Source organism: Paracnuella aquatica, assembly GCF_003332885.2.
Classification (GTDB): domain Bacteria; phylum Bacteroidota; class Bacteroidia; order Chitinophagales; family Chitinophagaceae; genus Flavisolibacter; species Flavisolibacter aquaticus.
In genome coordinates, this window is sequence record NZ_QOWJ01000001.1 from 478020 (window position 1) to 504466 (window position 26447).

Sequence of the window (26447 nt, forward strand, 5' to 3'; positions counted from 1 at the left end):
GCACCGATTTGCAAAACAAAAAACATCGTAAATTCTAAATCATACGAATGAGATCATTTGCTTTTGTTTTTTTCTTTTTAGCAGCCATAAATTTCAGTGCGGCTGCGCAGAACGACGATAGCGTTTTCCTGTTTAGTTATTTTAAAGGCAACGGCGACGGACTGCACTATGCGTATAGTAAAGATGGCTTTAAATGGAAGGCGATGTTCAACGACAGCGTTGTGCTGAAGCCTGCTGTGGGGGTGGATAAATTGATGCGTGACCCGTGCATCATTCGTGGTGGTGATGGGGCATTTCATATGGTGTGGACGGTTAGCTGGAATGAGCGGGGCATTGGATATGCCCGCTCTACCGACCTGGTAAACTGGAGCCGCCAGCAATACCTGCCGGTGATGGAGCATGAGCCCGGTGCACGCAACAGTTGGGCACCTGAGCTGACTTATGATGCACGTAGCGGGCAGTATTATATTTATTGGGCAACCACCATTGATGGCCGTTTCCCGCAAAACGATACGGCAGCTGAAAGTAAGTACAACCACCGCATGTATTACACGACTACCAAAGATTTTAAAACGCTGGAGCCAACAAAGCTTTTGTGGGATCCGGGCTTCAACATTATCGACCTGTCCATTGTGCCTAACGGCGATGGTTACGTGTTATTTTTAAAAAATGAGACACGGGCTCCGGAAGAAAAAAACCTCCGGGTTTCGTTTGCTTCCGAAATTACCGGTCCCTTTACAATACCGTCAGAGCCCATACACGGAAAGTACTGGGCCGAAGGTCCATCTGCCGTGCAGATCGGCGGGCAGTGGGTAGTGTATTTTGATAAATACCGGGACCATAAATACGGCGCTGTAACGTCGTCCGACTTGCGAAACTGGACCGATGTCTCGGACCGTTTGCAAATGCCGAAGGGTATGCGGCATGGTACTGTGTTGACTATTTCTGCAGCCGAGTTTGCCCGCATGCAAAAAGCTTTTAGAAAAAAGAAAAAATGATTGTTAAACACTTTTGATAAACCAATATGAAAAAACAATTGCTGGCGTATGCCTGTTTGTTGTTGGCTGTAGTTGTGACCGCTTTTGCTGTTGCACCAAAAAAGCCGGTGCTCTATATCATCGGCGACTCAACGGTGCGCAATGGCGACGGCACCGGCAGCAACAACCAATGGGGTTGGGGTTCGTTTGTGCACCTGCATTTTGATACAACAAAAATCGAGATACAAAATCATGCAATCGGTGGCCGCAGCAGCCGCACTTTTCAAACTGAAGGCCGTTGGGATAAAATAATTGCCACTTTGCAACAGGGCGATTATGTGCTGATGCAGTTTGGTCACAATGATGCGGGGCCGATTGACGACACTGCCAGGGCAAGAGGTGTGTTGCGTGGAATTGGCGCGGAGTCGAAGGAAATATGGAACCCGATCACTAAAAAAAATGAAGTGGTGTACACATTCGGGCACTACCTCAGTAAGTTCGTTGCGGATGCAAAAAGCAAAGGTGCCCATCCAATTGTTTGTGCACAAATTCCACGCAACAGGTGGCAGAACGGGCGGATTGAACGATCGGACAGCACTTGGTCGCTGTGGGCGGAACAAGTGGCGAAAGCGGAAGGTGTTCCATTCATTGACCTAAACGACCTGGTTGCTGAACGCTACGAGGGTATCGGTAGCGATAATGTGGTGAAATTATTTGCGCCGGACCTTACGCATACACTTCGCGAAGGTGCCATGATGAATGCTAAAATCCTGGCTGACGCCATCAGGCAGCAAAAGCCTTCCGGTTTACACCAGTTTTTAAAAAGCAGGTGAGCATGGCTGTTGGTTTACCAAAATAATATTGTCTACTTATGCTGTTATCAAGACGATTTTTGGCCAAAATATGCTTTGTCCTATTGCTAGCTATTTCAGCTGTAGAAATGCAGGCGCAAAAGCTGCCACCCAAAAAGGAAACTTTGGACGCCATGCGCAGGGCCAATGCCTATTTTATGAAGAAATGGCCCGACGCCGGCAAAAGCATCATTACCAATAAAGAACGGCCGTCCAATATTTGGACCCGCGCCGTTTATTACGAAGGGTTGATGGCACTGAACGCCATCGATGCACAAAAGGAATACACCGACTACGCTTTGCAATGGGGTGAAAAACACCGTTGGAGCTTGCGCAGCGGCCCAAGCACCCGCAATGCCGACGACCAGTGCTGCGGCCAAACTTACCTCGACCTGTATGCGATGGATGCACAACCCGAACGCATCCGCGACATCAAAGCCAGTATCGATGCAATGGTAGCCAGCGAAAAAAAAGACGATTGGAACTGGATCGACGCATTGCAAATGGCCATGCCGGTGTTTGTACGGCTCGGCGTTTTATATAACGACACCGCTTACTTCCGAAAAATGTACGACTTGTATGCCCATACCAAATACCGCGAAGGCGGTAACGGGCTGTTTAATAAGCGGGACGGACTTTGGTGGCGCGATAAGGATTTTGTGCCGCCTTACAAAGAACCGAATGGCGCCGATTGTTATTGGAGCCGCGGTAATGGCTGGGTGGTTGCCGCATTGGTGCGCACTTTAGAGGTGTTGCCCAAGACTGACCCGCATTACAACGAATACCTGGACGATTACAAAACGATGTGCGCTGCACTCATCATGCTGCAACGGCCCGATGGATTTTGGAATGTAAGCCTGCATGATCCAACGCATTTTGGCGGCAAGGAAACGACCGGCACTGCGCTGTTCACCTATGGTTTTGCCTGGGGCGTAAACAAGGGTATTTTGCCGGCCCGCATTTGCCAACCCGTCATTGCCAAAGCATGGAATGGCATGCTGCAACATTCGCTTCACTCGAATGGATTTTTGGGCTGGGTGCAGGGCACCGGCAAGGAACCAAAAGACGGTCAGCCCGTAACGGCGAGCTCCATGCCGGATTTCGAAGACTATGGACTGGGTTGTTTTTTGCTGGCAGGTTCCGAAGTTTACCGGATGCAGTAGTTTGTAAACAAAAAAAGCCGAATGCATTAGCTGCATCCGGCTCAATACAATTGCAATGGAAGCTAAATAATAAAATTAATCACCATCTTTTCGCCTTCCTTTCCCCAGTTTTTCAACACCCTTTGTAATTGTTGCTGCAATGTTGCCTTGGTTACTTTTTTTCCTTTGCCTGCCGGGGCTTTCACCTGGCTCATATTCACACCATTCACTTCCACTTTTGTAGCAAACCAGGTAGTATGCAGGCGTGGAATGCTCAAGCCAAGGATTAAACCTGGTAGGCCATGCACACTTTCAGGGCCGGCGGGCATCATCAATTCGTCGGCATAAAATGCAAACACGCCGATCGTATCATTCATGATACCAATTGCCTTGCGGCACTCAAAACCGGCAATGGTTCGCGTATCGGCTGTTAACTTCCATTGAATGCGGCTCAGGCTGTCTTCCACAATAAATGTTTCTTCAAAAACTGGCTTCTGACTGGTGCTTAAGCCACTGCTGAAATTGGTGTACACGGTGTTCTTGGTATCGGCAAGGTCGAAAGCACCGCGGCGGGTTTTATTCACTTCACGTCCGGGCCGAAACAAGGACTGCCCCGAATCTGCTATCAGGTCAAAATACCGGAGTTGTATGGGCTCTGTTTTATCCTTGGTCCATTCAAACCACTCAGGGTCAATTTCTTTAATGAGTTGGTGCACATAAGTTGTTTTTTCATACTCCACTTTTACAGTTTGGAAAAAAGGTTGCTGTGCTTTTGTAGCAAGAGATATAATGATGAATGCAAAGAGAGTGATCGTTTTCATTGCGTTTAAATTTTTATAAACCGATTGAAATATTGTGGCATACACTTCCACGGCTTGAAATGATCTGGGATAAATTTTTACGACGCTGCTTCACCATCCGGTTTAATTGCCGGGTGTTTTATTTAACGTGTACTCCAGTTTCAGCATCACGTAGCGTGCCACTCGGTCGTAGCGCTGGTCGGTAATGGCGTAGCTGTTGATGGTGCGCTGAAAGCCGCGGTTCTGGTCCAGTATATCGTTTGCCTGCAAAATGATCTTTGCTTTTTTGTCTTTAAAAAACGAGCGGGCCAACGATGCGTTCCAGTAAATGATATTGGTGTTTTGGGCAAAGCCGTCCAGCTTTTGCCGCAGGTCGAAATTGCATTCGGACCGCAGTTCCAGTTTACCTGGCAACATCAGCATACCATCAATATTGCCACCATAAGTGTAATAGTTTACTTTCTGATCGGGGCGGAGCGAGTTATTACTCCAGTTGTAGCCAACTTCCGGCGATAGGTAGATCATGTATTTATCGGTTGCCTGGTAGCGCAATCCAAAGCCGCCGATTACATTTCGATAATCGGTGCGGTTGGTAAATCCATTTACAAAGTTGTTGTTGCGGCCACCGTTACCGTTGGTGCGTAGCGAGTAGATCCAACGCTTTTCACCTTCGCCTAAATTCCATTCCAAATAGTAATAATAGTTGTGGTTGCCCGAGATATTCACCGGCTGTATCAGGCTGCGACCTTTATCATCGACAGTTACCCGGTTGGTGATCGCATTTTGCATAAAGTTCACGCCCACATTTGCCCAGATGCCGCGTTGCTTCAGCATTTTGTAAGAGTTGTAAAAGCCGCTGATGTTGTGGTTAAAACCAACTTTCAGGTCGGGATTGCCAACAAACACGTTTAGGGGATCGCTGTTGTTGCGCAATGGCTGCAATTGGTTGAGCGATGGCTGCCGTGTGTTACCGCGGTAGTTGAAAGACAGGGTGGACTGTGCTTTTGGCGAATAGCGGAACGCAGCTTGTGGCGTAAAGTTCAGGAAATGATACAAACGCTTATCACGGTTGTCCAGGTTCAGCAGGTCCAGCGTTGTGTTGGAAATTCCGGAACCTACAGAAATATTCATTTTCTTGGACATGTACCGCGCAATAAGGCTGCCGCTGTGTGATTGCACATCCATTTCAAAATTGTTGGAAAACAGCGGGTTCAGGTTTTCGTATTTGCCGTTGGTGCTTTTGTCGTACGTATTAAACCGGCTGTTCGCGGTATTCAGGTTGTAGCCATAATCAGCAATCACCGAAAGGTGTTCGGTAATGGGCTCCTTATAAGTAACCTTGCCGCCCAGCGTGGTGCTGTTGCCCACGTTGGTTTTTTGCTGGTCGATGGTTTCTACTTCATCAAGCAGCCCGCTTTTGTAAAACCGGTTGGTGGCTTTTAAATAATTGGTGTGATCGTCGCCAACAAAACCATGGCGTAAAACGGCCATGAGTAGCCGATCTTTTTTCTTGAACTTTTGGTTGTAGGTAAGCACGTTCGACATTTGCTGCCGCGTGGCATCGGTCAGGTTGGTGCGGTCGCTTTGGTTCACCGGTGCACGCTCCTCCGAAAGCGATTCACTGTAGGTTACGTTGTCAGATATGTTCGTTTTAAGCGATGCTCCGGACACAAACTTGATCGACCGCAAGGAATCGAGTTTCCACTCGTATTTAAAGTTTGCCGTGTGCTGCCGCACCATTACATCTGAGTTGGTGTATTGATTGGTAAAAAACGAGGTATCGGGTAAAATGGTTTGCGCAAGGGTAGAAGCCCTGTTCACGGTGGCCAGTTGGTTAAACAGGTACGACCCGTTTACTGCATGCCTGTCCTCGTTCCATTTATTAATGAACAATGCACCGGCAGTATAAGCTGTGGGCAAGCCGCGCAGGTTCCAGTTGTCAAATTCGCCGCTTTCGCCAAACGAGTAGTAAAAGCCGCTGATTTCGTCGTATTCATAGTCGTTTTCAATACCCAGTCGTTGCCGGTCTTGCCAGCCCAGGCTACCGGTTGAAGTATTGCTTCGGGTACCGAATGCAGAAAATTTCTTTTTGCCCACAAACCGGTTGTACAGCAGCTTTGCATCGTGCAGGCGGTTAAAATTGGAGCCCAGTTCGGCTTTGCCAAATGCGCCTTTCTTGCTGTCTTCTTTCAGCTTGATGTTTACCGTTTTTCCTTCGGAGCCCGAGGTCATGCCGGTGATTTGCTGTTGTTCAGTTTTATTGTCAAATACCTGCACCTTGTCCACCGCTTTGGCTGCAATATTTTGCGTAGCCATGGTGGGATCATTGCCAAAAAACTCCTCGCCATCCACCAGCACCTTTTGTACCCGCTGGCCTTGCGCCGTTATTTCGCCTTTGCTGTTTACCTGGAAACCCGGTAGCTTTTTCAGTAGTTCTTCCACGGTTGCGCCTTCCCTTACCACAAACGAGTCGGCTACAAATTCAGTGGTATCGCCTTTAATGCGAATGGCGCCGGCACTGCGCACCACCACCTCCTGGAGCAGTTTGCTTTTTAGCGTTAGCGCAATCGTTCCCATTTCCACTGCACCGCCTTCTTTCACGGTAACGTCTTCCACGAAATCGGCGAAGCGGGGAAATGAAACAAGGATTTTGTAAGCACCGGGCTTTGCGTTGCGGATGGCAAAAGCGCCATCGCTACCCGTTCGGGTAAATTGGTGCAAAACGCTGTCGGTGCCAACCAGGGCCACCACTGCGTTGCGAAGCGGTTTGTTTTCGATGGTGTCGCGAACAGTACCGCGAATAGAGGTTTGGGCATTGGCTGTACCTATGACAGCCATGCAAAAAAAGAGCAGCAGGTATTTACTCATTGTGCAGGTTTCGTTGGTGCCGATGGTGTGCCGGCTATTGGTTTTGGAAGCTTATTAAAACAAATAAAAGGATTATAAGATGCAGGAATTGTTAATTTCCATAAGTGGTTTTACCTTCCCCGGAATGGGCCCCGGCGTATGGTTTGAAATAGGTTGATGCTGGCCGGGATTTTTATACACCTTTTGTACGATTACCAAATACAACAACCATGACGGGCAATAAAGCAGCAGCACCGGGCGGCACAAATGCAGGGCGCTTTGAAGACCAGAATTTTGTGAACACCGCACTTCCGGTTTGGAACTACTCGCTGCTGTACGACGATGATGTGCAGACCTTCCAGGCAGGTACCAACTACCAGTTGTATAAAAAGTTTGGCTCCAAACGCCTGACGGTGCTGGAAAAGGAAGGTTACTACTTTTGCGTGTGGGCGCCCAATGCCACCGAGGTTTCGGTGATCGGCAACTTCAACGAATGGAACCCGGCGGCACACCTGCTCCATCCGCGCTGGGATAAAAGCGGTATTTGGGAAGGTTTTATTCCGGGTGTGCCTAAAGGTGAATTGTACAAATACCACATCATCGGCTACCAGGGCCGCATTACCCAAAAAGGCGACCCGCTTGCCAATTATTGGGAACTGCGCCCCAATACGGCCACCATCACCTGGGAGTTTGATTATGAATGGCGTGATGCCGAATGGATGGACAACCGTAAAAAACACAACGCACTGGATGCGCCGTGGAGTGTTTATGAGGTGCATCTGGCCAGCTGGATGCGCCCCGATGCCGGCAACGAAGAATCGTACAACGATTACCATTACCTGGCCGACCGGCTGGTGCCATATGTAAAAGAAATGGGCTATACCCATGTGGAGTTTATGCCCGTGATGGAATACCCGTTCGATGGCAGCTGGGGTTACCAGCTCACCGGCTACTTTGCACCCACATCCCGCTTTGGCCAACCCGAAGGTTTGATGCACCTCATAGACAGCTTTCACCAGGCGGGCATTGGCGTTATTCTCGATTGGGTGCCCTCGCATTTCCCTGCCGATGCACATGGCTTGTACATGTTCGATGGGACACATACCTATGAGTACGCCGATATGCGCAAGGGCTTTCACCCGGATTGGAATTCTTACATCTTCAATTATAAAAGGGGAGAGGTTAAATCGTTTTTAATTTCCAATGCACGGTTTTGGTTCGACCTGTTTCACATTGATGGCATGCGTGTAGATGCCGTATCAAGTATGTTGAAGCTGGATTACAGCCGCAGCCATGGCCAGTGGGAGCCAAACGAATATGGCGGTAACGGCAACCTTGAAGCCATTGCGTTTATTAAAGACCTTAATGAAACGATTTACCGCGATTTTCCCGACGTGCAAACCATTGCCGAGGAAGCCACCGACTGGCCCGGCGTATCGCAGCCTACTTTTACCGGCGGCCTTGGTTTTGGCATGAAATGGATGATGGGCTGGATGCATGATACACTAGATTATTTCAAGTTCCACCCTTACCACCGCGAACACCACCAGAACAAGTTTTCGTTCTCGATGATGTATTTCTTCGACGAAAATTTTATGCTGCCGCTCAGTCACGACGAAGTGGTGCATGGCAAAAGCCCGATGATATTTAAAATGCCGGGCGACGACTGGCAAAAATTTGCCAACCTGCGGGCCCTGTACACTTATATGTGGACACACCCCGGCGGAAGGTTGCTGTTTATGGGCAACGAGTTTGGCCAAACCAGTGAATGGAATTACAAAAGCGAGTTGCAATGGCACCTTTTGAAATATGCATCGCATGAAGGGCTGCGGCAATGCGTAGCCGATTTAAACGCCGTATTGCGTGCACAACCTGCGTTGTACCAGAACCAATTCAATGTGCAAGGTTTTGAATGGATTGACCTGAACCACCGCAGCGATTGTGTGCTGGTGTACCGTCGCAAAGGCCTCTTGCCCGAAGATGACCTCCTGATTGTGCTGAACCTGAAGCCGGAAGTGCGGTGGAACTGGCCCATTGAACTAACCGGCCATACTTACAAAGAGGAGTTATTTAACTCCGACGCTGCAAAATATTGGGGCTCGGGCAACGTTTACAATACCGACATACAAACAGAGCTGCTGGATGAGGATGAAGACCGCTACCGCATGAAGGTGCATTTGCCGCCGCTGGCCGGCATCATCCTCAGGTAAAACACTTATTGCTGTTAAAACGCTGGTAAGCCCGGTCCCTGTTTGTATCAAAAATTAGTTTTACGCATTAAATTTGGGCTTCCAAAAACGCAATATCCTATGTTGAAGATCCTGTTCTCCGTGGCGCTGGCCGGCGCTGCTGTAGCTGCCGGTGCACAATCCGACAGCGCTGCTGTTTACCTCCAAAAAGCTACCGAAGAAAAGGCCAAGGGCCGCACCATGGAAAGCTTTAAGGCTTTGGAAAAAGCTTACGGCTACAATAAAAAAGACACTGCCATTACACGCGAAATGGCCGATGCGTTGATGGCCCTCCGCCGTTATCCGCAAGCCCGCCTTAAATACCAGGAACTGGAAAGCATGGGTGTGGCCAATGCTGGCCTGTACAAAAGCCTTATGGATCTTTCCTTCAACATGCGCCAGTTTGATGATGCGATTAAATATGCAGGCTTCGTAAAAAAATACGACGCTGCGCAAAAGGTTTCGTACATCATCGGCAAGGCGCATTACGACAGTGAGAACTATGGCGAAGCCATAAAGTTCCTGAACGAAGCCATGAAGGAAGATGCAGCCAATGCGGAGGCGCCTTACCTCATTGCCCGTGCATACAGCGACATGAGTAACTTTAAACAGGCGATGCCTTATTTTGAAAAAGCATTGGCGCTGGACCCTGCTAACAACCGCATGATGTACGAGATTGGCCTGATGTACTACGCCAACCACGATGACAAGAACAGCCTGAAATACCTGTTGATGGCCGCAGAAAAAGGCTATAAGCGTGACAATGAATACCTTGAAAACCTGGCCATTGCCTACCTCAATAACAAGCAGTTTGATGACGGCCTGAAGATTATGAAAGAGTCACTGCAGCGTCGCCCGAGTGATGTGGCGTTAATCAACACGGTGGCCGAGGCTTGTTATGATGCGAAAAAATACGACGAAGCCATTGGCTATTGGGACCAGCTGCTGGGCATGGATAAAACCAATGCATCGGCGCTGTATATGATTGGCATGAGCTACCAAAAGAAAGGGGAGAAAGGCAAAGGACAGGCCCTTTGTGATAAAGCCATTGAAATGGACCCGAGCCTTGCGAGCAAACGCAAGAAAATGGAGGCGCCGTTTTAAGACGATCATTTTTATTTGATCAATTTTACTTTACCGTTGTTCCGACATTTTATAAAACACTTTTTATTTATAAAAAGTCACAAGGAATTTATTCCTTGTGGCTTTTTGTTTCCAAGTTTTGGGCTGTTCATTCTATTGCAAGCATTTGCCATTTGTCATGCTGAGCGCAGCGAAGATCTGCGTGTAATAGTTGCAAAATATAATGCTGACAGAGGTTTACTTCTTCTTTGAAAGTGGTGATGAAGCAGGCTCAGATCCTTCGCTGCGCTCAGGATGACAAGCAAAAAGCGTGATTAGTGAGGAAAGAGTACAATTTCAGGCGTGGTGTATGACACTTATTACAATCAGTGTTTGTCATGCCGAACTTGTTTCGGCATCTCCTACACCTCGCGGAGTTTACAAGAGCACAAGGAGATGCCGAAACAAGTTCGGCATGACAGCTAATGAGGGGCAATCGTTTACTAAAGGAGCATAGGATAGGACATCAGAAAAACAGAACGTGCAAGTGTGCGACGCAACAGCAGCTTAATAGGCTTACAAAAGCTGACTACATAAAAAAGGTTCCATCTTTTAAAAAGATGGAACCTTTCAATATTAAAGCATTAAATCTTACCGCTATTGGAAAAGCGTTACATCCTTTCCGGCACCCTAATACCCAGCAATCCCATGGCCGATTTAATCGTATTGGCGGTTAGCTGGCACAAGCGCAAACGCAATTGCTTTTTCTCGTCGCTTTCCGCATTGAGCACCGAATATTCGGTGTAAAAAGTGTTATAGGTTTTGGCCACGTTGAATGCATAGATCGCAATCACCGATGGATTGTGTTCGGCTGCAGCCTGGGCTACAACGCTTGGATATTGCTCCAGCAGAACCAGCAGGTTCTTTTCCAGTTTTTCCAGTCCATTGAACGTTACTTGTGCGCTTTCATCGATCGGCTGCCGGCGCAGAATGGACTTGATCCGTGCATGCGTGTATTGGATAAACGGACCCGTGAAGCCATGAAAATCAATCGACTCTTCGGGGTTGAAGATCATTTTCTTTTTTGGATCAACGCGCAGCAGGAAAAACTTCAGTGCGCCCAATCCGATGGTATCATAGAGTTCGGCCAGCTCCGCTTCTGTAAAATCCTGCACCTTGCCGCTTTCCTGCGTGTGCCTTGCGGCAATTGCCACCATTTCGGCCACCAGGTCGTCGGCATCTACCACGGTGCCTTCGCGGCTTTTCATGCGGCCCGAAGGCAGCTCCACCATGCCGTAGCTCAGGTGAAAAATACCATCGGCGTATGGCTTGCCCATCTTTTTCAAGATCAGCTGCAACACTTTCATGTGATAATTCTGCTCGTCGGCAATCACATAAATGCTTTGGTCGTATGCAAACTCGTCGTACTTCTGCTGCGCCAGGCCCATGTCCTGCGTGATGTATACCGAAGTGCCGTCTTTGCGCAGCACCAGTTTTTCATCCAGCCCTTCCGAGGTCAGGTCGATCCAAACACTACCATCATCCTTGCGGTAAAAAACTCCGGACTCCAAACCCTGTTCTACAAACTGGCGGCCCAGGAGGTAGGTCTGGCTTTCGTAATAAACCTTGTCAAAATCAGCACCGATGCGTTTGTATGTTTCGTCAAAACCGGCGTACACCCAGCTGTTCATGCGCTGCCACAGTTCCATCACTTCGGGTTTGCCAGCTTCCCAATCCACCAGCATTTGCTGCGTTTGCTGCATCAGCGGCGACTTGCGTTCGGCTTCGTCTTTCGGCAAGCCGGTAGCTTCCAGTTCCTTGGTTTGCGCTTTTAATGCGTCGGAAAATTTTACATAGTAGTCGCCCACAAAATGGTCGCCTTTAGCGCCGGTGCTTTCCGGTGTGGCGCCGTTGGCAAACTGTTCCCAGGCAATCATGCTTTTGCAGATGTGGATGCCGCGGTCATTGACGATACAGGTTTTCATCACCTCGTTGCCCAGTACTTTCGAAATTTCGGCGATGCTCCAACCCAAAAATATATTGCGCAGGTGGCCGAGGTGCAGCGGTTTGTTGGTATTAGGCGATGAATATTCCACCATTATTTTCTCGCCCTTGCCGGAAGCCAAGTTTGGCATAGTGGCATACTGGCCACCTAAATGATCAAGAAAAACTTGGTCGGAAACCGAAAGGTTTAAAAAACCTTTGATGACGTTGAAGCCCGTAAACAATTCCGGGTTTTGTGCAACCAGGTACTGACCCAGCGTTTGGCCCAGTGCATCCGGCGCCGCTTTTAATATTTTTACATAAGCAAAAAGCACCACGGTATAATCGCCCTCAAATTCTGGTTTGGTTTCGTTTACCAATACATCGGAGGCAGACACTTTGTGTCCAAAACTGGCTTCGATGGCGGCCGCGGTTGCTTCTTTGATCCTGCTTACTATGGTCATGCTCGTTCTTTTCTTTGCGGCGCAAATTAAGGAAAATGAGGCCAGCGGCAGGCGGCAAGAATTTGGGCACCCTTAACGAAAAACTGCTGCCGCTTTTATTTTTAGCAATTACCTTCGCAAACCGATGCGCAGGATGCACCATTTTTTACGTTCCCTTATTTTAGACGTGGTAGATTTTTTCTATCCCATTTTCCGGCGCATCATGCCATTGCAAACGTACCGCTATGCGGCCTGCGGCGGTGGCAATACCACGCTGAACATTTTCCTGTATTTCGTTATTTACAATTTTGTGCTCGATAAGTCGGTGTTGCATTTGGGGCCCATTGCTATTTCACCGCACATTGCAGCATTTTTGCTGGCGTTCCCCGTCACGTTTGTGTTGGGCTTTTACATGAGCATGTACGTGGTGTTTGCAGGCTCTTACCTGCGGCGCCGGGTGCAGTTTATCCGCTACTTCATCGTGGCGTTGGGTTGCATCGTGCTCAATTATGTACTGCTTAAATTATTTGTAGAAGGCTTTGGCTGGTATCCCACACCTTCCATGATTTTGACCACCGTGTTTGTGGTCCTGTTCAGCTACCTGTCACAGCGGCATTTTTCTTTTAAAACAAAAAAGATCACGCTGGCCAAAGACGAAGTGCTGATCGAAAGCTGAGCTTTTTATAGGTTTATTTCCACTACTACATTTCCGGTGCAAGCCAGTTCCACCACCAAAGCTTCTTTAGTTGCACTGACCGATTGTACGAAAACTTCCTGCACTTTCCCGGTACTCTTTACGGTGGGCGACCATTGTTTTTCCAATGATGAATTGATCGCCGCAGTAGCTTTTTCAAAATAAGGCTGCAGCGGAAAAACGGACCGCGTCATCAACTCTTCACCAATTTTATTGGCCAAAAGCGATTTGCCCAGCCGCAGCAGCAAACTGCTTGATTGAATGTCATAGGTCAGATCGGCCAGGCGAACGGCCTGCAACACCGCATCGTACTGCGGCTTTCCTTTTATATAAATGCTTCCGTAAAACGACCCGCCAAAATGCGCCTGTATCAGCAGGTTGCCCGCACTGTCTGCTTCCACCATTCCTTTTTCAATAATAATATGCGTGCTGATGAGGCCTTCGGAAAGGTCAAAGCGTTTGCCCACAATGGCTGCTTTGAATATTTTATTCATTAACAAATAGGGCAGGGAAGCGGTGGCCTGCAGGTAAAATCCGTCGCTGCCGCCGGTGCTGGCAGGCCCTTCCGGCTTATTAAATTGTAAGGCCGGCGCTGCCGTAAGCCGCAGTTTGATCTCCATTTCTTTTTCCATTGGTTTGTTCTGTTCCATCCCGTTCATTTTATTAATAGCAACAAATCTCCGGCCGGGCTTTCTGCCATCGGGCCTGCCGAAACTGACAAACGGCCGTTCGGTTTAATGCCAACAACGCCATCATTTTCACCCATTTATCCCTAAACTGTCAAAATTGCACATTTCTCCCGGCGGCACGGTCATTGATAAATAGGAGTGAACTTTAAACTTTCAACCAATGGGAAAAATAATCGGTATTGACTTAGGTACTACCAACAGTTGCGTGGCAGTAATGGAGGGAAACGAGCCGGTGGTGATTGCCAACGATGAAGGCCGTCGCACAACGCCTTCAGTGGTGGCTTTTTTGAAAAATGGCGAACGCAAAGTGGGCGACCCCGCCAAGCGCCAGGCCATCACCAACCCGCACAACACCATTATGAGTGTGAAGCGCTTTATGGGCCGTCGTTTCGACGAGATCACTGAAGAGAAAAGCCACTGGAGCTATAACGTAGCCAAAGGCGATAATAATACCGTTCGTATAGATATTGATGGCCGCCTGTACACCCCGCAGGAAATTTCTGCGATGGTGCTGCAAAAGATGAAAAAAACGGCTGAAGACTACCTGGGCCAGGAAGTAACCGACGCGGTAATTACCGTGCCCGCTTATTTCAACGACGCCCAGCGCCAGGCTACTAAAGAAGCCGGTGAAATTGCCGGCCTCAATGTGCGCCGTATTGTAAACGAACCTACCGCTGCAGCCCTGGCCTATGGCCTGGATAAAGGCGGAAAAGACCACCATATTGCCGTGTTTGACTTAGGTGGTGGTACATTCGATATTTCCATCCTCGAGTTGGGCGATGGCGTATTTGAAGTAAAATCAACTAACGGTGATACCCACCTTGGTGGTGATGACTTTGATAAAGTGATCATGGACTGGCTGGCTGAGGAATTCCGCAGCGAAGAAAACGTGGACCTGCGCAAAGACCCGATGGCCCTGCAGCGCCTGAAAGAAGCGTCTGAAAAAGCAAAGGTGGAACTGTCTTCGTCCAGCGAAACAGAGATCAACCTGCCTTATATCACCGCAGTGGATGGCGTGCCCAAACACCTGGTGAAAAAACTGACCCGCGCCAAATTTGAGGCCCTGGCCGACAACTTGTTTGAGCGTTGCCTGAAGCCTTGCGAACAAGCACTTAAAGATGCAGGATACAGCACATCGCAAATCGATGAAGTGATCCTGGTGGGTGGTTCTACTCGCATTCCAAAAGTGCAGGAAATTGTAGAGCGCTTCTTTGGCAAAAAGCCGCACCGTGGTGTTAACCCCGATGAGGTCGTAGCCATTGGTGCTGCTATCCAGGGTGCCGTTTTGACCGGTGAGGTGAAAGACGTGCTGCTCCTCGACGTGACCCCGCTGTCGCTGGGTATCGAAACAATGGGTGGTGTAATGACCCGCCTGATCGAGTCGAACACAACCATTCCTACCCGCAAATCGGAAACGTTCTCTACGGCTTCCGATAACCAGCCCGGTGTGCAAATTCATGTGCTGCAGGGTGAGCGCCCCATGGCTACGCAAAACAAGAGCTTGGGTATGTTCAACCTCGATGGCATTCCGCCGGCTCCGCGTGGTGTACCCCAGATAGAAGTGATCTTCGATATTGATGCCAACGGTATTTTGCATGTAACAGCAAAAGACAAAGGCACTGGTAAAGAACAAAAGATCCGCATTGAAGCTGGCTCTGGTTTGACCAAAGACGAGATCGAAAAAATGAAGGCCGAAGCGAAAGCAAATGAAGCTACCGACAAAGCCGAGAAAGAAAGAGTGGAAAAAGTAAACCAGGCAGATTCGCTGATCTTCCAGACCGAAAAACAACTGAAGGAATACGGCGATAAAATTCCGGCTGATAAAAAAGCGCCCATCGAGTCGGCATTGAACGACCTGCGTGAAGCGCACAAATCTCAGGACCTGGGCCGCATCGATACAGCAGTAACTGCCGTGAATGCCGCTTGGACCGCAGCTTCGGAAGATATGTACAAAGCAACACAGGACGCTGGTGGCGCACAGCCCGGTGCTGATGCAGGACAACAGCAACAACCCGGTGGTGGCGGTGCAGAAAATGTAACCGACGCTGAGTACGAGGAAGTGAAGTAGGAGAACTAGGATTTATTAGATTTAAGAGAATTTAGTTTGATAGAACAGCCCTGCAGTGATGCGGGGCTGTTTGCTATATAGGCCAGTAAAAATTTAAATTGCAATATGAAAACAAAAACAATCGAAACTACAATAGGTAAGTTTTGTAAAGATCCTGATCCTTTACTTGATCTTGTTTGCGATCAAAACCATGAGGTGGTTATTCGTCGTGGCGCGGGAAAGGACGTTGTTTTAGTTTCATTAAAAGAATACATCAGTATAATGGAAACCGGCTATTTAATGTCAACCGAAGCTAACCGTATGCACTTAGCAAAAAGCATCCTTGATGTCAAGGAGGGCCGGGTCAGAACGATCAATCCTGATGAGCTGTGGAAATAAAATGCGCTGTTTTGTCCATGCAAATAAAGAAATGATTTATCGACCTTGGTAGGCTTTTGCCATTTAGTACCCTGTTAGGAACATTTTATCTTGGGTAAGCCTAAAATTTGCAATTACATTTAACCATGCAGCACGCCCAACTACCTTCGATTCTCGACAATGATTTTTACAAGTTCACCATGCAGCAAGGCGTGGTAAAATTGTTTCCACGTGCCCGTGCCCGTTATACCTTCATCAACCGCGGCAAGCACCAAATGCCAGCGAGTTTCGATGAGGCTTTGCAGGCTTCGGTAAATGCGATGGCGGGCTTACAATTAAGCCGCGCCGAGAAAGCTTTTTTGCAAAAAGCTTGTCCGTACCTGGATCCCGTGTACCTCGATTTCCTGGAAGGTTACCGGTATGATCCATCGGAAGTTCATATTGAACAAAATGGCAGCGACGTATCGGTGACGGTGGAAGGCTATTGGTATCGCACCATCCTTTGGGAAGTGCCGTTGCTGTGCCTGATCTCCGAAAATTTTTACCTGCTCAACAACAGTGTGAAAGCTTCCGACGAAGCCGTTGTACAAACAGCGGAAAACAAGCTGGCGCAATACCGGGAACTGGGCGTGACCATCGCTGATTTTGGCACACGCCGCAGGCATTCGTATGCCGTTCAGGATTTGGTGGTAGAAACGATGATGAACAACGCCGGCAGCACTTTTGTGGGCACATCGAACGTACACCTGGCACACAAGCATAACACAAAGCCCATCGGCACCCATGCGCATGAATGGTTTATGTTCCATGCGGCAAAATTTGGCGCTAAAATGGCCAACACAATGGCGCTGGAAAATTGGGTGGAAGTGTTTCGCGGCGACTTGGGCATTGCGCTTTCCGACACGTTTACCACAACTGAATTCTTCGAGATTTTCGATAAAAAATTTGCGAAGCTTTTTGACGGCGTTCGCCACGACAGCGGCGACCCGGTGGCATTTGCGGAGCAAACCATTGCGCATTACCAAAAGCTCGGCATCGACCCACGCACCAAGACCATCATCTTCTCCGACGGCCTGAATTACGAAAAAGTGGCCCGCATTACCGAAGCCTGTCGCGGCCGCATCGGCATGTCGTTTGGCATTGGCACCAACCTTACCAACGACGTGGGTTTGCAGCCGATGAACATCGTGATGAAGATGACCGAGGCCTGCCCGGAAGGCGAGGAGTGGACACCGGTAGTTAAACTTTCCGACGAACGGGGCAAATACACGGGCCCGGCCGAATCAATCAACCTGGTGAAAGCGGTGCTGCAAATAAAAGAATAAGGACTACCCCAACTGGTGCAGCCGGTGCATGGTTTGGCGGAGCAAGGGGTGCAGGTCCTGGTAAATGGAAAAAAGCCCGTTGTATAACTGGTGCCTGCGTCCGTCGGGCAAAAAGCGGCTATCCGCAACCGGTAGTGGCAGTTTGTCAAAATCGGTAAGCCAACCCAAAGCCTTAAAACCAAGATAAGCAGCACCCATCGCCGACGCATCGGCTGTCTGCAACCGGACTACTTCTTTGCCGGTGCAATCGGCAAACAGTTGCAAGGCTGTTTCCGATTTTGCAAAACCGCCGCTCAGGTGCAGTTTGTGCACCAGCCCGGTTGCTTTTTCCAGCGGCTCCAGCACCGACCGCAGGGCAAAGCAAACGCCTTCCAGCACTGCCTTGATTAAGTGTTGTTTGTTATGATGTTGCTGCAGCCCAATAAACGCTGCACTGCTGGCACTGTCCCAAATGGGTGCCCGTTCGCCCATTAAGTAGGGCAAAAACATCAGGCCCTTCGCACCGGGTTCAATATGGCTTAAGGCATCAAATGGCACGTCATCAATCCCGTTTGCGAACAACAAATCCGCAGCCCACGAAATAGCAGCGCCGCCGTTGTTGATGGCACCCCCGGTAATCCACCAGCCTTCGTCGAGGTAATAGTTAAACAATTGCTCGGGCCACTGCGGGCAAGGTTTAGTTGCAGCCACCCGCACCGCGCCACTGGTGCCAACGGTGGTAGCACCGATGCCTTGTTGCAAGGCACCAGTTCCCAGGTTGGCGAGGCACCCGTCCGAAGCGCCAATGTAAAACGGCACATTGGCTGGCAAATCGAGCAACGAAGCTGCATGTGGCGTAAGCTCATTTCGCTGAAAAGTAGTGGGCACCAATTGCGACAGTCGATCGGCATCTAAACTTGCAAATTCCAATGCCGGGCTGTGCCAGACAAACGATGCTAACTCCATCATACCAGTGGCGGCCCCAAGCGAAAAGTCGATTTCAAAAAAACCAAAAAGCCGGTGCCAGATCCATTCTTTAATGCCAATAAACTTATGCGCAGACTGGAACAGGGCAGTATCGTTTTCCCGCCACCAAACAATTTTACACAACGGCGAAAGTGCATGAATAGGCGTGCCGCAAGCTTCGTAAAGTTCTTTACCTAAAGGCTGTGCATACAGGTTCAATGCAATATCGGAAGCCCTTGGATCGGCCCAGGTAATGAGCGGCGAAAGGGGGGTAGCCTGGCTATTTACCGCCATGATGCTGTGCATCGCGCTGCTTAAAACAATGGCGTCCGGCGGGTAGCCCATTTGGCCCACCACTTTATTGATACAGGCAACAAATGCATCCCAAACTACAACCGGGTTTTGTAGCGAGTGGCCTTCATTCTCCGGGTAAAAAACCTGGTGGTCACCAAGCACGTCTCCGCTTTTTGCTACCGCTACTGCTTTGGTACTGCCCGTGCCTACGTCGATGCCGATGATATAAACCTGCTGCATGTGCAAAAGATAGTGGATAGCGGTAAAAGGCTTGCTCTATCAACCATTTTTTTTAAAAAAAGCGCAGCAAATGGAATGGTCTATAAAACCTTCTCCATCCGGTGGTGTGCAATGCCCACTTCGAAAAACTCATCGCCGGCCACAGTGTAGCCGCTTTTTTGGTAAAAAGCCATCACCGGGTTGCGGGCATGTAAAAACAGCGTATAAAATCCTTTGTCGCGGGCCACTGTTTCCGCAAATTGCACAATGGCAGCGCCTAATCCTTTACCCTGGAAAGTAGGATCCACAGCCATTTGCCGCAATTGCACCTGCCCGTTTCCCCGGTTGGTGAGCACGCAACAGCCGATAATTTTTTCACCTTCAAAAGCACCAAGATGAATGTCGGTTGCTTCTGCATGTGGCTGGATATAACTGGACGGAATGCCGCTGGGCTGCAACAAAACGTTGATGCGGAGCTGCAACATCTCGTTGTACGCTTCAGAAAGATGCGGGATAATTTTGAGGTCCATGCAACCCGTGTTATTTTGGTGCAAAAGTAAACGGTATGACCCAACAACCTTTATCGGCCGAGGCAGTGATGCAAAAAGTTGCCACTGGTAAACCCTATACTTTGCTGCACCTGCTTGCTGCCAAAGCCATGCCCCAAGATGAAGCTGTTGCCAACCAGTTGCAGGTGGCCCACCTGGCGCATTTGTTTACGCTGGAACAGCAGGGGAATATTTCGGTGTATGGGCCGGTTGCCCATCAAAAGCTGCGCGGCATCATCATTTTCAACACCAACGACCACGAGGCCATCGCCATGTTGATGGCTACCGACCCGTACATTCAGGGTGGTTACTTACGCTATGAGTTATTTAATTTCTTCAGCATTCCCGGGCAGACATTGGCAGGGTAGGGCGCTTATTTTACCATACAAAAAGTAGCACTCGAGGGTTAGCCAGATTGATTTGAAACGGGCTTATTTTGATGATGAAAAGCGACCGAATTTGCTCGAGCAAATAATCCATTCTTTTCACTTCTGTTTACCCTGAAACCAAAGTGCCTGCTTCCACATATTATCCATTCAAAACCGCCGCTCGTTTTTCGAAAATCATTCAGCTTTTTCAGGTGGAAATACAACGCTTTCTAATTTGAAAGCCGGGCAGTACGGACCCGTTATATTTGTGGAAACATTGCTTGTTTATGCATTTTCAACTCTCAGAAGAACACCTGATGATTCAGCAGGCGGCGCGGGATTTTGCCCAAACCGAATGCCTGCCCGGCGTTATTGAACGCGACGAACTTCAAAAATTTCCCAAAGAACAAATATCGAAGCTGGCCGATCTAGGTTTTATGGGCATGATGGTGCCGCAGGAATATGGTGGCGCCGGCCTCGATACCTTGAGCTATGTGCTGGCTATGGAAGAGATCAGCAAGATAGATGCCTCGGTTAGCGTGTGCATGAGTGTGAACAACAGCCTCGTGTGTTACGGCATTGAAGCGTTTGGCAGCGAAGAACAAAAACAAAAATACCTGGCGCCACTGGCGCAAGGCAAAAAAGACGGCGAGTTGTACCTGGGCGCTTTTTTGCTCAGTGAGCCAGAAGCCGGTTCCGACGCCACATCGCAACGCACCACTGCCGAAGACAAAGGCGATCATTACCTGCTCAATGGCACTAAAAACTGGATCACCAATGGCGGCACTGCATCAGTGTACCTCGTTATTGCGCAGACCGATCCGTCGAAAGGTTCGCACGGCATTAATGTGCTGATCGTAGAAAAATCCTGGCCTGGCGTAGTAGTGGGTGGTAAGGAAAATAAGCTCGGCATCCGTGCCTCTGATACCCACACCATCATGTTCAACGATGTAAAAGTGCCCAAAGAAAACCGAATCGGCGCCGATGGTTTTGGATTTTCGTTTGCCATGAAAACTTTGGCTGGCGGCCGTATTGGTATTGCGTCACAAGCATTGGGCATTGCATCCGGCGCCTACGAGTTATCGCTGGCGTATAGCAAAACCCGCAAGGCATTTGGCACCGAGATCATGAACCATCAGGCCATTGCATTTAAGCTGGCCGATATGGCCACCCGCATTGAAGCGGCACGGATGCTATGCCTTAAAGCGGCCTGGTTAAAAGACCAAAAACAGGATTATACTTTGGCTTCATCTATGGCGAAAGTGTTTGCATCAGAAACGGCCATGTGGACCGCAACGGAAGCCGTGCAAATACACGGTGGCTATGGCTTTGTAAAAGAATATCATGTAGAGCGGCTGATGCGTGATGCCAAGATCACCCAGATCTATGAAGGCACCAGCGAAGTGCAACGCATTGTGATCAGCAGGACGATTCTGAAGTAAGTCGGAAGTCGGACGTCCGCAGTCCGAAGATGTGTTCTAGAGCTACTCAATTAAACCATTGTGCGCATGTTTTCTGTTTATTCAATAATTGAGTAAACAGAAAACATTTTTTCCATAACATGATCTTCTCGTCTTCGGCCCTCGGACCTCGGACTTCCGTCTTCCGACTTTCCCTACTCCACCACCTCCTGCGTTGCCATTTCCTTTGCTTCTTTAATATTTTCCTTTGTCGCTTCCGGTGCCGATTGCTCGGGTTCCAAGCGTGGCTGGTATGCCAGGTGTACAAATGTGGCAAAATGATCAGAGCCGTTTTTGGGCATGCGCTTCATGTGGACAAGGCCAAAATCTGTGGAGCAAAAAATATAGTCCAGCGGAAAGCGCATCCACCAATGGTGTGCGTTGAAAGTAGAATAAAAACCACGTCCAATGCGGGGATCGAGCAGGCCGCTGGTCTTGCGAAACAGCTTGGTGGTATGGCTCCATGCCACGTCGTTCAGGTCGCCGAATACCACGCAGGGCAAGGGCTCTTTACGGGCCAGCAGCGCCACTTTCATCAACTCTTTGTCTTTGGCAGTGGAATATAAATTCTCACCCGGCACGGGCGGCTCGGGGTGCAATCCCCATATTTTTACCTCCTGCCCGTTGCTCATTTTCAGCACCGCTTCTATAGATGGAATATCTTCTTTCACCCGCTGTTTTATCGTGCCCGAAATCATTTTTATGCGGGTGTAAAACAATAAGCCGTAAGTGTTGTCCTGCGGCTGCAACAGGTGGTGTGAGTATTTCTGTAGTAACGGCCGCATCGCTTGTTCCCAACCGTCATCTGTTTCCAGTAGAAAAACAATGTCGGGATCGGTTTCCCTGATTTGTGCCAGCATCCGGTCGTACTCAGTATTGGTTTGCAGCACATTTGCGGAAAAAATTTTCAGGCTGCAAATACCTTCTGCCGCTTTGATCCGTTTGATCTCGGTAGGCCACAGCATGGTGTAGGGAAAAACTTTTCCGGCATAGTAAAATGCTGCACAGACCAGCAATCCAAAGATGACGTAGTGCGCCGGTTTCATTTGATCCAACACCAATGCCCATCCGGCTATTACCACAGCCATGAGAATGAGCTTTTGCAACCGCGGATATTCAAACACCTTGAACACCCAAAAGTCGTTGCGCACCAGCGTTAATGCAGATACTACCAACAAGAGGATGGAACAAATAGTAAGGGCAAGGAGCATAAAAATAGGGATGTATGGATGAGACTATGCAATCCCGTTGCCAAGGCAAAAAAGAAGCGCCCCGTAATTGGTGCGCCTCATTTTACAACGGGAAAAATAAAAGATCAAGCCTTTGGTATTTTCAGTTTCCAACCCGGCTGGATGAGATCGGGATTTTTAATAACATCTTTATTGGCTTCGTAAATGGTCTTCCAATCCACACCGTGTTCCTTGCCAATTTTTGAAAGGGAGTCACCGGATTTTACTTCGTACTCGTCCATGCCGGTGGTTATATTCAGCGCCATATCGGCCGACTTGTAATCGGGGTTCAAAGTATTGTACACATCCCAAACACGTTGCTTGGCTTGCTCGTTTGGCGCGGTGCCCGTTACATGGAGCATGGTGCCTTCCTCGCGAACCTGCAGATCGGTGATGCCTGCTTCCTGGGCTACTTTAATTACCTGTGCGTATTTATCAGTTAATGCTGACATATGGAGAACATTTAAGGTTTAAAAATGAATGGAAAATTTGACTTAAAAACGGCCACCCAACATGCGGCCCAGCATACCTCCAGCGCCGCTCATGCCGCGGCCGCCACTGAGCATACCAATAAGTGAACCCAATCCGCTACCACCACGGTTACCGCCGCCGAGCATGCCACCAAGGCCACCGCTACCACCCAGCATGCCGCCCAGTGCGCCACCTAAACCGCCACCGCCCAACATACCGCCGAGCCCGCCTCCGCCACCGCGGCGGCGCAGCATGGCTGCCAGTATCATTGGGCCGGCAAAGCTCAGCAAACCTTTGAGCAGCCCGCCGGTGTTGATGCCGGCACTTTGCATTTTTTGTTGCAGCCCGGTATTGGCTAAAAAAGTAGGGCTAGCTACTTCTTCCGGCGCAGCGTCAGATTGGATGGCCTTGTCCGTGTATTCATCTAACAGGCCAAACTGCTGCTGGTCAATTTGCAGTGCTTCCGCAATGCGCTGTACATGGTGTTGCTCTGCCTCGGAATAATGTTGATCGGCTTTGGCAAAAGTGATCAGGTCGGTGACCAGCGAAAACTTCAGGTCGCTTGTTTTGAGCGTTTCCAGGTGCTGTTTCAGGTGCGGTTCAGAAGCTTCACGGGCGGTACGCAAAACCTCTTCGGTTTGTGCCTGCGGCAATGCCGCCGACTCGCATAGCGCCGCTATATACTCCAGTTCTTCATCGCTGGCCTCATGGTCGGCGGTGGCAATGGAGGCGATCACGCCTAAATAAGCAGCTTTTTCGCCGTCGGAAGCACCGGCAAGAATCGTAGTTTGCTGGTCCATATAATTTTTTTATTACACGAAAACCGTAAATATTATGCCAGCCTCGGCTGTAAATGCAAAGCATGGAAAGGAGGGCACATACGGCAACCGGGTAATATCCATTTGCTTTGGTTAGCCTTGCTGCAGAAAAACTCTATAACTAAACAACTCCGTTTCTCACCACTGCCGAAACATCGGGTAGTACTATGTTTTGCAGTTGTACATACATTTATTTTTAAAAAAAACAAAAAGCGCATGCCTACACAGGAATGGACCATATCCGGAAGAGTGCAAGGAGTTTTCTACCGTGCATCGGCCCGGCAAAAAGCCGAAACATTGGGCCTTACCGGCTGGGTTAAAAACCTGCCTGACGGATCGGTGCGATTGCGGGCAACCGGCCCCGATGGCGCCTTGGCAGCGATGGAAGCGTGGTGCAAAGTAGGTCCGCCCGGCGCAAGGGTGACCGAGATGCAGGCGCAAATGCTACCCGAAGAACAATTTGACGGCTTCCAAATCATCCGGTAAAAGACAACGCATTGTTGCTGCCATAACATTTTATCTAACCCGCTTCGCCATCGGTGATCTCGCTGCCTACGCCATCTCCATCGCCTTTTACGGGCTTTCCGCCTGCTGCTTCTGTTACATTTTCATTCGCCCTTGGATTTTCGTTCAGGTTCATTTCCAGCCCTTCATTTTGCGCCACATTGGGTTGCTGGTGTACGGCAGGTTGTTGGTTCGCTGGTGGTTGATTGTTGCGTTCGTTGGACATGATTGTTGTTTTGCCAATAGCCGCAAAAATCTGTGCCACGGGCGGGGAAGGGTAATGATGAAGTGGGCGGGCCGTGAAACGTGAACCGTCAGACGTGAAGGGTGTGCGAATCTGGAAAGGAAGTGGGGCAGGTGATGTGTGGCGTTAATTATTGTAAAGTGCTTGTTGAGAAAAATTGTACGAATACATTAGGATCGATGCACTTCAGCAAATGTGCCCTAGTTAATTTCTAGAAAAAGAAATTTTTGGAATGCTGCCATTTCTTTAAAAAAGAAATAATGTAGTCGATCGAATCAAAAGTTTGTGCAGTTTCCTGATCACATTCGAACAGGTGGTTAAATACTGGGTGAAAAAGAACCTCTGCCAGTAAGCAATCACTTACAAACCAGCAATCAAAATTGCGCGGAAATGCTCTAACATGCACGATTGGCCATTCACATTTGACGTTTCACGTTTATCACGCCGCCACCACAATATCGCCTCGCTTCATCAATCCCACCACAATTCGGTCAATCGGCAACGTTAGATCATTTTCGGTGAGTGTGTGCCAGTCAATAAACCGAAAAGACTCGGTTTGGCGTGTGGCATCATATAGTGCCAGCTGGCCCGCATCAAATTGAAAGGGTTCGGTGCTGATGCGCACCTGCAGTGGCTCCAACGCCTGGACGCGGTAATAAATGGAAATGATCTGGTCGCCTTTTTTAAACGCAGACTCCTGGAAAAAATCAGTTGTGTAGAGGTGTTCTTTTACTTCTACCAGCAGGTTCATTTCTTCCTTAAACTCCCGCACCAGGCATTCACGTGTGCCTTCGCCCCACTCAAGGCCGCCACCCGGAAACTTGGTAAAACGTTCGCCGCGGATCAATTCATCGGTGACCAGCAACTGGCCCGCTTCATTGAACAAAATGCCATAAACCCGCAGGGTGATGGTGGCCATGCGCTAAAATATTTTTTTACGTAAAAAAAACCAGCCAATGCCCAGCGAAATGCCCAGCGATAATATGGCAACGATGTAAAATGCGTATGGAGATCGTTCAAAGCCACTCGGTACATTCATGCCAAACAAGGAGGCAATAAGCACGGGAAAAGTAAGCACAATGGTGATCACTGAAAGCCGCTTCAGTACCTCGTTTTGGTTGTTGGCAATGATGGAAGCGAATGCATCAAGTGTGCTGCTCAAAATATTGGTGTAGATGTTCGCCATTTCAAGCGCCTGTGAATTATCTACAATAAGGTCGTTCAAAAATTCTTTTTCATCATCATTAAGCCCCAAAAAATTGGTGCGCTCCAGTTTCATAAACAACAACTCATTCGACCGCAGCGCCGTTACAAAATACACCAGGCTTTTTTGTATGCGCATCAGTTGCAGTAGGTACTCGTTGCGGTTGGCGTGATAGAGCTTTTGTTCCAGGCTGTTGCGCCGGCCGTTCACTTCTTTAAGGCTTTCCATAAAGTTTTGCACCACCTTTTCAAAGATCTTCAGCACCATCATGTTCTTTTTATTGGGGTGCCGGTTTTGAAAGGTGTTTAAAAACTTTTTCATCGCCGGGTTCTCAAACGAATTTACCGTTACGATTTGGTCGTCGGTGAGGATGACACACACCGGTATCGTGATGTAATACGCATCACTTTCGTTGAACGAATTATTGAGGGTAGGGGTTTTCAGCACAATCAACCGCACACCGTCTTCTTCTTCAAAGCGAGTACGTTCGTCAATATCCAGCGAGTCGGTTAGGAAGTCGATCGGTATGTTCAGCGTTTCCGACAGTTCAGTAAATTCTTCCTGTTTCAGCGGTGGCAGCACGTTCACCCAGGTGCCGTTTTGCGCCTTGGGCGTTTGTACTGTTTTCTGATTAACGTTGATAAAATACTGAATCAAAGGAACACGTTGAAAAGGTG

Annotated in this window: 24 protein-coding genes; 12 read left to right on the forward strand and 12 right to left on the reverse strand. The window is 48.9% G+C overall.

Going from position 1 to position 26447, the window contains the following annotated elements:
- The first annotated feature begins 47 nt into the window (after positions 1-47).
- The 3 genes from DRJ53_RS02125 to DRJ53_RS02135 all read left to right on the forward strand — a co-directional run bounded on the left by DRJ53_RS02125 (position 48) and on the right by DRJ53_RS02135 (position 2991).
- Positions 48-998 (forward strand): glycoside hydrolase family 43 protein, encoded by a 951-nt coding sequence (locus DRJ53_RS02125; RefSeq protein WP_114233920.1) that lies wholly within the window; start codon positions 48-50, stop codon positions 996-998.
- Between the two features lie 26 nt (positions 999-1024).
- Entirely contained in the window at positions 1025-1810 is a 786-nt protein-coding gene (locus DRJ53_RS02130; protein ID WP_114233921.1) for a rhamnogalacturonan acetylesterase, read from the forward strand.
- 83 nt (positions 1811-1893) lie between these two features.
- On the forward strand, positions 1894-2991 hold the full coding sequence (locus DRJ53_RS02135; protein ID WP_241558431.1) for a glycoside hydrolase family 88/105 protein: 1098 nt from the start codon (positions 1894-1896) through the stop codon (positions 2989-2991).
- A 62-nt stretch (positions 2992-3053) separates the two neighbouring features.
- On the opposite strand, the gene DRJ53_RS02140 is transcribed toward DRJ53_RS02135, so the two are convergent.
- Both DRJ53_RS02140 and DRJ53_RS02145 read right to left on the reverse strand, forming a co-directional pair.
- Complete coding sequence (locus DRJ53_RS02140; protein WP_123893303.1) at positions 3054-3791, reverse strand: GLPGLI family protein; 738 nt, start codon at positions 3789-3791, stop codon at positions 3054-3056.
- A 102-nt stretch (positions 3792-3893) separates the two neighbouring features.
- Positions 3894-6638, reverse strand: a complete 2745-nt coding sequence (locus DRJ53_RS02145; RefSeq protein WP_114233924.1) for a TonB-dependent receptor — start codon at positions 6636-6638, stop codon at positions 3894-3896.
- 209 nt (positions 6639-6847) lie between these two features.
- Here DRJ53_RS02145 and glgB point away from each other — a divergent pair, with 209 nt between their 5' ends.
- Both glgB and DRJ53_RS02155 read left to right on the forward strand, forming a co-directional pair.
- Positions 6848-8827, forward strand: coding sequence for a 1,4-alpha-glucan branching protein GlgB (gene glgB / locus DRJ53_RS02150; protein ID WP_175580728.1), 1980 nt, complete (start codon positions 6848-6850; stop codon positions 8825-8827).
- A gap of 99 nt (positions 8828-8926) precedes the next feature.
- Positions 8927-9949: a tetratricopeptide repeat protein gene (locus DRJ53_RS02155; RefSeq protein WP_114233925.1), complete on the forward strand. Its 1023-nt coding sequence runs from the start codon at positions 8927-8929 to the stop codon at positions 9947-9949.
- Positions 9950-10578: 629 nt separating this feature from the next.
- On the opposite strand, the gene argS is transcribed toward DRJ53_RS02155, so the two are convergent.
- Positions 10579-12354, reverse strand: coding sequence for an arginine--tRNA ligase (argS, locus tag DRJ53_RS02160; protein WP_114233926.1), 1776 nt, complete (start codon positions 12352-12354; stop codon positions 10579-10581).
- Between the two features lie 133 nt (positions 12355-12487).
- Here argS and DRJ53_RS02165 point away from each other — a divergent pair, with 133 nt between their 5' ends.
- Entirely contained in the window at positions 12488-13009 is a 522-nt protein-coding gene (locus DRJ53_RS02165) for a GtrA family protein (RefSeq protein WP_241558432.1), read from the forward strand.
- 5 nt (positions 13010-13014) lie between these two features.
- On the opposite strand, the gene DRJ53_RS02170 is transcribed toward DRJ53_RS02165, so the two are convergent.
- Positions 13015-13677 carry a DUF4403 family protein gene (locus DRJ53_RS02170; protein WP_162303784.1) on the reverse strand — a complete coding sequence of 221 codons (663 nt, stop codon included), beginning with the start codon at positions 13675-13677 and terminating at the stop codon, positions 13015-13017.
- Positions 13678-13876: 199 nt separating this feature from the next.
- On the opposite strand from DRJ53_RS02170, the gene dnaK reads away from it, so the two are divergent.
- The 3 genes from dnaK to pncB all read left to right on the forward strand — a co-directional run bounded on the left by dnaK (position 13877) and on the right by pncB (position 17466).
- Positions 13877-15784 (forward strand): molecular chaperone DnaK, encoded by a 1908-nt coding sequence (gene dnaK / locus DRJ53_RS02175; RefSeq protein ID WP_114233929.1) that lies wholly within the window; start codon positions 13877-13879, stop codon positions 15782-15784.
- 105 nt (positions 15785-15889) lie between these two features.
- Entirely contained in the window at positions 15890-16162 is a 273-nt protein-coding gene (locus DRJ53_RS02180; RefSeq protein WP_114233930.1) for a type II toxin-antitoxin system Phd/YefM family antitoxin, read from the forward strand.
- 125 nt (positions 16163-16287) lie between these two features.
- Positions 16288-17466 carry a nicotinate phosphoribosyltransferase gene (gene pncB / locus DRJ53_RS02185; RefSeq protein WP_114233931.1) on the forward strand — a complete coding sequence of 393 codons (1179 nt, stop codon included), beginning with the start codon at positions 16288-16290 and terminating at the stop codon, positions 17464-17466.
- A 3-nt stretch (positions 17467-17469) separates the two neighbouring features.
- On the opposite strand, the gene DRJ53_RS02190 is transcribed toward pncB, so the two are convergent.
- Positions 17470-18945 (reverse strand): gluconokinase, encoded by a 1476-nt coding sequence (locus DRJ53_RS02190; protein ID WP_114233932.1) that lies wholly within the window; start codon positions 18943-18945, stop codon positions 17470-17472.
- 80 nt (positions 18946-19025) lie between these two features.
- A complete protein-coding gene (locus DRJ53_RS02195; RefSeq protein WP_114233933.1) occupies positions 19026-19454 on the reverse strand; it encodes a GNAT family N-acetyltransferase in 429 nt (142 codons plus the stop codon).
- 35 nt (positions 19455-19489) lie between these two features.
- Between DRJ53_RS02195 and DRJ53_RS02200 the strand changes: the two genes are divergently transcribed.
- Both DRJ53_RS02200 and DRJ53_RS02205 read left to right on the forward strand, forming a co-directional pair.
- Positions 19490-19840 carry a YciI family protein gene (locus DRJ53_RS02200; RefSeq protein ID WP_114233934.1) on the forward strand — a complete coding sequence of 117 codons (351 nt, stop codon included), beginning with the start codon at positions 19490-19492 and terminating at the stop codon, positions 19838-19840.
- Positions 19841-20127: 287 nt separating this feature from the next.
- On the forward strand, positions 20128-21282 hold the full coding sequence (locus DRJ53_RS02205) for an acyl-CoA dehydrogenase family protein (RefSeq protein ID WP_114233935.1): 1155 nt from the start codon (positions 20128-20130) through the stop codon (positions 21280-21282).
- Between the two features lie 173 nt (positions 21283-21455).
- On the opposite strand, the gene DRJ53_RS02210 is transcribed toward DRJ53_RS02205, so the two are convergent.
- The 3 genes from DRJ53_RS02210 to DRJ53_RS02220 all read right to left on the reverse strand — a co-directional run bounded on the left by DRJ53_RS02210 (position 21456) and on the right by DRJ53_RS02220 (position 23800).
- Positions 21456-22511 carry an endonuclease/exonuclease/phosphatase family protein gene (locus DRJ53_RS02210; RefSeq protein ID WP_114233936.1) on the reverse strand — a complete coding sequence of 352 codons (1056 nt, stop codon included), beginning with the start codon at positions 22509-22511 and terminating at the stop codon, positions 21456-21458.
- 104 nt (positions 22512-22615) lie between these two features.
- On the reverse strand, positions 22616-22981 hold the full coding sequence (locus DRJ53_RS02215; RefSeq protein WP_114233937.1) for a LysM peptidoglycan-binding domain-containing protein: 366 nt from the start codon (positions 22979-22981) through the stop codon (positions 22616-22618).
- 42 nt (positions 22982-23023) lie between these two features.
- Positions 23024-23800, reverse strand: a complete 777-nt coding sequence (locus DRJ53_RS02220) for a TerB family tellurite resistance protein (RefSeq protein WP_114233938.1) — start codon at positions 23798-23800, stop codon at positions 23024-23026.
- Between the two features lie 234 nt (positions 23801-24034).
- On the opposite strand from DRJ53_RS02220, the gene DRJ53_RS02225 reads away from it, so the two are divergent.
- Entirely contained in the window at positions 24035-24304 is a 270-nt protein-coding gene (locus DRJ53_RS02225; protein ID WP_114234421.1) for an acylphosphatase, read from the forward strand.
- A gap of 34 nt (positions 24305-24338) precedes the next feature.
- Here DRJ53_RS02225 and DRJ53_RS02230 read toward each other — a convergent pair whose 3' ends face one another.
- The 3 genes from DRJ53_RS02230 to DRJ53_RS02240 form a co-directional block, all read right to left on the reverse strand.
- Positions 24339-24548 carry a hypothetical protein gene (locus DRJ53_RS02230; protein WP_162303785.1) on the reverse strand — a complete coding sequence of 70 codons (210 nt, stop codon included), beginning with the start codon at positions 24546-24548 and terminating at the stop codon, positions 24339-24341.
- Positions 24549-25005: 457 nt separating this feature from the next.
- The gene (locus tag DRJ53_RS02235) at positions 25006-25485 is read right to left on the reverse strand and encodes an NUDIX hydrolase (protein WP_114233940.1); all 480 of its coding nucleotides are present in this window, start codon (positions 25483-25485) and stop codon (positions 25006-25008) included.
- Between the two features lie 3 nt (positions 25486-25488).
- A complete protein-coding gene (locus DRJ53_RS02240) occupies positions 25489-26427 on the reverse strand; it encodes a magnesium transporter CorA family protein (RefSeq protein WP_114233941.1) in 939 nt (312 codons plus the stop codon).
- Between the last annotated feature and the right edge of the window lie 20 nt (positions 26428-26447).